Source organism: Paenibacillus sp. 01L418 (assembly GCF_056400045.1).
Genome location: NZ_JBFTSN010000284.1, coordinates 1 through 8,602, shown reverse-complemented (window position 1 = coordinate 8,602; position 8,602 = coordinate 1). Strand labels below are relative to the sequence as shown.

General features: G+C 41.5%; 6 protein-coding genes. All 6 read left to right on the top strand.

Annotation, left to right across the window (positions count from 1 at the left end; translation table 11 throughout):
- Positions 1 to 145 precede the first annotated feature (145 nt).
- Entirely contained in the window at positions 146 to 1,273 is a 1,128-nt protein-coding gene (locus tag AC1DSE_RS24900) for a glycoside hydrolase family 88 protein (protein WP_477509185.1), read from the top strand.
- Positions 1,260 to 3,422, top strand: coding sequence for an alginate lyase family protein (locus AC1DSE_RS24895; RefSeq protein ID WP_477528339.1), 2,163 nt, complete (start codon positions 1,260 to 1,262; stop codon positions 3,420 to 3,422). Before AC1DSE_RS24900 ends, AC1DSE_RS24895 begins: the two co-directional genes overlap by 14 nt.
- 78 nt (positions 3,423 to 3,500) lie before the next feature.
- Positions 3,501 to 5,216: a sensor histidine kinase gene (locus AC1DSE_RS24890; RefSeq protein ID WP_477509183.1), complete on the top strand. Its 1,716-nt coding sequence runs from the start codon at positions 3,501 to 3,503 to the stop codon at positions 5,214 to 5,216.
- Between the two features lie 7 nt (positions 5,217 to 5,223).
- The gene (locus tag AC1DSE_RS24885; RefSeq protein WP_477509327.1) at positions 5,224 to 6,819 is read left to right on the top strand and encodes a response regulator transcription factor; all 1,596 of its coding nucleotides are present in this window, start codon (positions 5,224 to 5,226) and stop codon (positions 6,817 to 6,819) included.
- A 217-nt stretch (positions 6,820 to 7,036) separates the two neighbouring features.
- The gene (locus AC1DSE_RS24880; RefSeq protein WP_076269513.1) at positions 7,037 to 7,975 is read left to right on the top strand and encodes a carbohydrate ABC transporter permease; all 939 of its coding nucleotides are present in this window, start codon (positions 7,037 to 7,039) and stop codon (positions 7,973 to 7,975) included.
- A 63-nt stretch (positions 7,976 to 8,038) separates the two neighbouring features.
- A partial coding sequence (locus tag AC1DSE_RS24875) for a carbohydrate ABC transporter permease (protein WP_477528340.1) occupies positions 8,039 to 8,602 on the top strand: 564 nt, incomplete at its 3' end.

Sequence of the window (8,602 nt, the reverse complement as noted above, 5' to 3'; positions counted from 1 at the left end):
GTATTTTAATCATAGATCAAACGAAGTTTTTGAAAAAAGTCAAAATAATGCACATTCCTGCAAAAATTCATTCTCATTAGACGATCATTCTTTCGTTATGATTGAGCGTAACTAATAAAATGTTGAATGAAGGGGGCCTTGCATCGTGTGGAAAACGGCTATTGATGATGCTATTGCAAAGACGCTAAAAAATATAGAAAGATTTGAGGGGAAATTCCCTCATGTCAGCAGCAATGGAACCTATGAATTGAATGAAAATAATGATTGGACCAATGGCTTTTGGAGCGGGATGCTGTGGTTATGCTACGAATATACACAAGACGAACGGTTTCGGAATGCGGCGGATCAGACGGTTACAAGTTTTCATCAACGTTTGAAGAATCACGTTGTGCTCGATCATCATGATATCGGTTTTTTATACTCACTGTCCTCCAAAGCACAATGGATCGTGGAGAAGGATGAAGTAGCCCGACAATTAACGCTGCAAGCAGCGGATTTGCTAATGAACCGGTGGTGTGAACCTGGCGGCTATATTCAAGCTTGGGGACAAAAGGGAGATGCTAAAGAGGGCGGCCGAATCATCATCGATTGTCTGTTAAACCTTCCACTCTTGTATTGGGCGAGCGAACAGACAGGAAATCCATCCTATATGGAAGCAGCTCGTATACAAGCAGAAAAATCAAGGCGTTACCTAGTAAGAGGGGATGACAGCTCCTATCATACGTTCTTCTTTCAGCCAGAAACGGGTGAACCGATCGGAGGGGCGACGCATCAAGGGTATACGAATGGTTCAACTTGGACAAGGGGACAAGCGTGGGGGGTATATGGATTCGCACTCTCATATCGCTACACTAAGGATAAAAAGTTCCTCGAAGCTTCAAAGCGACTTGCCCGTTATTTCCTTGAGCATTTGCCAGACGACCATGTAGCCTACTGGGACTTCAATGCTCCCATTGAGAGAGATACTTACAGAGACAGCTCGGCCTCTGCGATTGTAGCTGCGGGATTATTAGAGCTCCTATCCCTCATGGAGCAGCAAGACCCTGAACGTCTTTATTTCCAAGAGCATCTTGAGAAATCAATGACCTCACTCGTTCAGAAATACGCGACGATTGGGGAAAAAGACGCAGAGGGACTGCTTAAGCATGGATCATATTATGTGCACGGAGGATTGTCGCCAGATGACTATATGATCTGGGGAGATTATTACTATCTGGAAGCGCTAATGAGGCTTGAGAAGGGTATCGGGGGTTATTGGTATGAAGGCAAATAACCAAGCTCAGTATGAAGAGCGCCTATTTGACCTATTAAACCTAGAGTATGAAGKGTTAGAAGTGGTAAAGAAGGCCAGCCTTCAAAATCAGCTTAATGATGCATTTGCAGTGCTAAAGCAATATTTTATAGAGCGAACTTCTCCTAGGATGTATTTGCAAAAGAAAGAAATACAACAGGTTTGCGACTATGTGCATGTACATTGTTCAGAAGAAGTGCAGGAAGTGCTGCAAACAGCTGATGAGGTCGTATCGCAAACCTTCCTATTCCGCTTTCAGTGGGATATGGAACGTACCCGTGTTCCTGTAGGCTTTGAGCGGCTAATCGATTGGAATCACATTCAAGATAGTGATGTGGAATGGGCCTACATGCTTAATCGACACCGATACTGGGTTGCACTTGGACAAGCCTATCAGCTTACTGGAGATGAGAAATACGCGAGCACCTTCTGTCTACAATTAGAGGATTGGATTGATCGAAATCCCGTTCCTTCTGCGCAGACTAGGAATACGTTAACTTGGCGCTCTATTGAGGCGGGACTACGCTGCAGCAACTGGATCAAGGCACTGCCTTATTTAATCGAAAGCCAAGTTATGACGCCGCGTCTATTTGCAAAGATGTTAGTCTCCCTCCATGAGCATGCAGATTATTTAGCTTCATCATTCACAGGCTGGAGTAATATTAGCAACTGGGGAGTTATTGAAACGAGTGGATTATTTCAAATGTCCGTATTCGTTCCAGAATTTAAGCGAACACTTCACTGGCAGCAGCTAACGGGTGAGAGGCTGAGAGAAACGTCACGACTGCAAGTGATGAATGACGGCATTCACTGGGAGCAGTCCCCCACATATCATCATGAGGTGCTGAACTGCTTCCTAGACATGATGACTCTGGCTCAAAAAAATAAATTGACCATGGAAGCTAGTTTTACTCGTTCGGTAAAGAGCATGGCTGCTGCCTCTCTCTACTGGGCAAGACCGGATCATAGACAGGTGATGCTTGGTGATAGCGATAATAATGATATTCGGTCAGTTATGACGGCTGCTGCGATTATTTTCAAAGACCCCATGTTTCGGTTTGCTGGATGGGAGAAGGTCGATTTTGATCAAGCTTGGAACTTCGGGCCTGAAGGTATTGGCTATTATGAAGATTGCCCCGTTCAAATACCGCCGCAGCAATCTTATGCATTTGAACACTCAGGGCATTATGTAATGCGCTCTGGCTGGGAAGAACAAGCGTTGTATCTCTATTTCCGCTGTGGTCCTCTTGGAGGAGGACATGGGCACGCGGATATGCTTCATATCGATATTCATGCGTACGRCAAGGATCTGCTTACGGATCTAGGGAGATACAACTACTCTTATCATACGCCGCTGCGGAAGCAGCTTAAACATTGCAGCTCCCATAATACAACGGTAGTTGATGATATTGAATTTACGGAAGTTATAGATACATGGAAATTTGGGCGAATAGCTTCAAGAACAGGCACGGAGTGGATTTCGGAGCTGAATTTTGATTACGTTAGCGGGAGCCACGATGGATACATTCATTTGGATGATTCTGTCTACCCAAGCAGGAGCATCATCTTTGTAAAACCATATTTTTGGCTTGTGGTGGATTGCTTTAAAAGCCAGAATGAACATACGTTTAAGCAGTTTTTTCATTTTGCTCCTGGACAACTGAGCTTATCGCAGGAGACGGGTATTTGTCACACGACAAATGAGAATGATGCAAATCTTTGCATTATTCCGATCCAGACTGCTGGACTTAAGGCTGAGCAGAGCGAGGGTGTTATTTCTTATGAATATAATCTAGTGGAGCCTAACCAATATGTGACCTACGAGAGAACTGGTTCAGGTACCACATCGATGATGCAGGTGCTTTACCCTTTACGCGCGGGAGAAACAAGCATTCCTATCGTTGAAAAAGTTCCAGTCTACCTATATACTGGTGAGTTGGCAGAGGACAACAGCGTAGAAGCATGCCGGATTGTGATTCCGCATTCAACAGAGCAATATATCATTGTTGTATGCCATAGGGCTCCATCCTCTCATATTGATTCATACATGGTTGACGRCACACAGATTTTTGGCGAAGTGGTGTTAATATCCTTGAAAGATAAGGTCAAGGAGATTACCGTTATAAAATAAAGCCTGAAACGCGAAAAAAGGCGATAAGCTACCCTGCTGCAATAGTCATGAAAGCAACTTGAAAGAGGCGCGGTAAATATGTCTAGGTTAAGCTATTATCAAAAAATTCAGCTGTCATTTCTCCTATTTATTATTGTTCCTATCATTACTGTATCTGTCATCTCATTTGTGCTTATTAAAGAGACKATGGTTGAGAAGCTTCAGCTGAGCAATGACAACTTCTTGAATGTCATGATCGAAGAGATTGGAACAACGATTGATGATGTTATATTCGCATCGCATTTCATAGTTAATGATACGAATGTCCGGTCAGATTTGAAAAAATTCGCGGATACAGAACGGTTGAATACGTATGCGGATTACACAAATTTTACGAACATAAGGGGAGTATTTTCGCTCATTACATCGAAACCCTTAAATAATAACATTCGAATGTATTTGGTCAATAGAAAAGGCTTTATTATTTCTTCGAATGAGGATGATTTGAATTTAGTTAATAGAAACCTAGACGATTTATATAAAAAAATTGATCTCAAAAGGCCGGAAACCCTGCAACGGCTCGGTATGGTAAAAGAAGAGTCCGATAAGGAAGGGACCTATTATATGGCAAGAGTGATTCATGATAATGATGACAAACGCTATCTATCGGTTCTGATTATTGGTATTTCAGAGTCATACTTTGAGAAAGTGCTAAAGCCCATTGAGTTTGGTAAAGTAGCGCTTTTTGATGCAGAGGGAACGCTTATTGCTGGAAGCACGGAGCTTCTGTCGCACGATGCAGCAGCAAGCAGAGATATTCTCCGTTCTGAAGTTACGTTAGACAAAACGGACTGGACGCTTGTTTATGAAGCGAATAAGGAAACCTTTACGGGGGAAATTTCAAGAACCTTCTATTTGGGTATTGGAGGCGTTATTTTCCTCTTTATTATTTTTTCCATATCTTCTATGTTTATTGCAAGGAGATTGCACAGGCCAATTCAAAAATTGCAGCGTGCGGTCAGGCAATTTGGAATGGGAAACCTTGATGTAAAGCTTGAAGTGAAAGGCAAAGACGATATCGCTGAGCTTGGTCATTCGTTGAACACGATGATGGAGCAGCTCAAGGGGCTTATCCATGATATTGAGCATGAACAGGAGCTGAAGAGAGTCATGGAGCTCGAGGCTTTGTTCATGCAAATTCGGCCGCATTTTCTAATTAATACATTGAACTCAATCAAATGCAGTCTCATCCTGCACAAGGATCTTCTGCATAGCAAAAGCATCGATTCATTAATGAGCTTGCTAAGAGCCTATCTGAAGGTAAATGAACCGACCTCATTGAAGGATGAGTGCGTGCTGCTCGGGCATTACATCGATATTATGAAGATTAGAAATGAAATGGTACTTGAGCTTACGGTTGAGCTTGAACCAGGGCTGGAACAATTATTAATTCCGAAGCTGATGCTGCAGCCTTTAATTGAAAATGCGATTGTACATGGTTTGGTAGACAATCCTGCTGCCAAAATTTCGATCCAAGCAAGAAGAGTAGAGAACGGTATTGTCATTGAAATAGAGGATAACGGTAGTGGAATAGAGGAAGAACAGTTAGCTGCATTGAACCATCATCTGCATTCCATCGGCTCAGAGCAGTCCTCTTCTTATCAAAGGGTCGGCTTGATTAATGTGATTCAAAGATCAAGATTAACATTTGGTCCAACGGCGGCGTTAGCTCTATATGAAAATGTACAGGGCGGGGTAACAGCCTTCCTTCATCTTCCTGTTATTGAACGGCATGTTTATTCTTCGGAGGGGTGAAACGGTGATGTATAAAGTAATGTTAATTGATGATGATGTCCCTATGATTCGGGTTTTGCAGCAAATGATCGATTGGGAGTCACTCCAGCTGCACGTAGTGGGGGCTACCTATTCAAGTGCAAAGGCATTGCATATGTTTGAAGAAACGTCGCCTGATATCGTCATCACTGACATTGGACTGCCGCAAAAAAGCGGTATTGAGCTAGCAGCTATTTTCCGCCAGATGAAACCGGATATTAGAGTCATATTTTTGACTTGCCACGAGGATTTTCATTACGCCCAGCAGGCAGTAAAGCTGAATGCCGATGATTATCTTCTTAAAGATCAATTAACGGCGGAGCAGCTTGAGCAAAGCTTAGGAAAATCCATACAATTGCTCAAAATGAAAGTCACAAAGATCGACAATGAAGTATCGAACTATAACAGTGAGCTGTTCAAGCAAGGCTTGTTTCAAAGAGTCATTGATGGTGTTAATCCCACATCAACTGTGGGGTATGCAGCTCAGCTAGGCATCTCATGGGGATACCCCTTCTTTATGATGGGCGTAGTCCATATCAATTTCTCAACTTACGAATCGCTTTACGTTCAGAACAATATTTCGTTAATTTTTTATGCGATCCACAATATCGCGGTGGAGCTGTCTGGTTCGTATGATGGAATAACGCCATTTTTGGAAAAAGACAATTTAGTTATTTTGTATAATTACCGAAATAATTTGGCGAACAATGCTTATCCTTATTTTAAAAAGTATATGCAGGAGCTGCAGGCTCTTTGTCTACAGTTTCTGAAATTGCAGCTTAATATAGTCACCGTGACAGATAAGATGGAGCTGCAATCCATTGGAGCCGTCTATCAGCAGGTGATTCAATATAAAAATGAGTTTTACAAAAGCAGTGAGTTTACGGTTACGAATATGAATGTCTTCTTACAAAGCATGTTTTTATCCTATCCGCTAGGTTTTCTAGATTGTTATAAATCAGATATTGAGCGTGCGATTATGAAAGGCGACTTTGACAGTATCCATAATATCGTCGCAAATATTGGAAAAAATGCAGAAGAGAATAGAGTCGAGCCAAGTGAGCTGGTTCAAGATTTATCAACACTCATTCGCAGCATTGATATAATGTTCTCAAGATGGAAGTCGGATGAGGGGATTTATATATACCTGTCTTCTGCAAGGACTTTGCTCGATGTAACAGGACTGATTGAGAGAAAGCTTATTCACATTGCAAAAAACCGGCAGAAGGGATTAGAACCTGTGATCCAGGAGCCGAAGCTGCAGGTGATTCAACAATATCTAGATAAAAATCTATCCGAAAACATTACCTCAATTGACATGGCACGTCATTTGTATTTGAATTCAAGCTACTTCTCCCGCTATTTCAAACGACTGACGGGTGTGAATTTCACGGATTTTGTTCACCAGTATAAAATGAAAATTGCTGCAAAAATGCTGAAAACGTCCAACCAAAGCATCGAATCTTTAGCTATGGGACTGGGATATTCGGATAGAACTTATTTTTCAAAAGTGTTCAAGAAGTATATAGGCATGACTCCAAGTGAATATAAAGCAAATTATACGATTAACACTTATGTAAGATGAATAGACTGCAGCCACAATCGAAACCTGTCCTCCGATAATGCCGGGGTACAGGTTTTTTTGTCGTTCCCATTGTTCAAAACTCTTATGGTGTTTTCGCCGAATGTAACCCATTTGGAAAGTCAAAATATTGCTCCTACGAAGTCATAATCCATCGTTCTTGTCCTGTGGATTTCTATTATCATTAGTATCAACTTAATAAATGTTGAGGTGATACGAAATGGAAGCTGCTAAACCAATCACAAACCCTGAAATTCTACAGAAGCCAAGAAAATTTTGGACTCCGAGGCGGAAAGAAGCATTAATCGGCTGGCTGTTTCTTGCCCCAGAAATCATAGGTATGTTATTGCTGAATGTATTTGCACTTGGGTTTTCTCTTTATTTGAGCTTTACTTCGTGGGACTTGTTATCAGGTCTAGGGGGCATTAAGTTTAACGGTATCGACAATTATATTAAAATGTTTCATGATCCAACCATCATTAAAGCGTTGAAAAACAATCTGCTTTATACCGTGCTAACGGTGCCGGTTCCGATTGCGATATCGCTGGTACTCGCTGTTCTCATTCACAATAAGGTGTTTTGGAAGGATTACTTTAAGGTTGTGTTTTTCATTCCCTATATTTCATCCATTATTGCTGTAGCGGCAGTGTGGAGCGCATTGTTCCATCCTTCACTAGGACCGATCAATCAGTTTTTGATGGATCTAGGCATTTCCAACCCGCCTAAGTGGCTGGTGGACCCAAAAACTTCACTTATCGCCATTGCGATCATCACTTCTTGGGCAGGGCTTGGTTATACGATTATTATTTATTTGGCCGGTCTTACAAGTATTTCGAATGAACTATATGAAGCGGCGGATATCGACGGTGCGACTTCAATGACCAAGTTTCTCAAAATTACGGTTCCATTGCTTCGACCGACAACGTTCTTCTTGTTTATTACGATGTTGATTGGTTCTTTTAAAGTATTTGATATCATCTCTTATTTGACAGCAGGGGGACCAGACAATTCTTCTACAGTCATTGTATTCCGGATTTATGAGGAAGGATTCGTAAATTATAACATGGGGTACGCGGCTTCAATCTCATGGCTGCTATTTGCGATTATTGCTGTCATTACTGCGGTTACCTGGAAATTCAGAAATGAAGAATCATTATAAGGGGGAGGGGTCAGTTTGCTTATCATAAGAAAAAATATATCAAAAATAATTGTTACCATTATCATGGGTGCCATATCTATTTTCTTCCTAGTTCCATTCATATGGATGATTTCATCAGCGTTTAAATTTGAAAAGGATGTTATGCGTTTTCCCATTGAGTGGATTCCTAAAAATATTAATGTGTTGTACAATTTTAAAGCAGTTTGGATGGGAAATGTAAACTTTCTTCATATTTATTTCAACTCTATTAAAATAGCTTTAATAGTCACATGTCTCACATTGCTCTTTTCCACTATGGCAGCTTTTGCATTTACCAAACTCCGGTTTAGAGGGAGAGGTCTTGTATTTATGGCTCTGATTTCGTTCATGATTATACCGGATCAAGCCACCCTAATTCCTCGGTTTATGCTGGTTCGCTGGCTGGGTATTTACGATAGTCACTTTGCACTTATTTTTATGGGGATGTTTTCTATTTATTTCACATTCCTGCTTCGCCAGTTCATGGCGGGGATCAGCGATGAGTATATGGAAGCTGCAAGAATTGATGGAGCTGGCCATTTAAGGATTTTCCGCTCGATTATCATTCCGCTGTGCCAACCGGTTCTTGCTACCGTCGCTATTATAAAG

Excerpts from the sequence above, each read along its gene's own strand:
- AC1DSE_RS24885 (WP_477509327.1), top strand. The coding sequence starts at position 5,224 with ATGTATAAAGTAATGTTAATTGATGATGATGTCCCTATGATTCGGGTT.
- AC1DSE_RS24880 (WP_076269513.1), top strand. The coding sequence starts at position 7,037 with ATGGAAGCTGCTAAACCAATCACAAACCCTGAAATTCTACAGAAGCCA.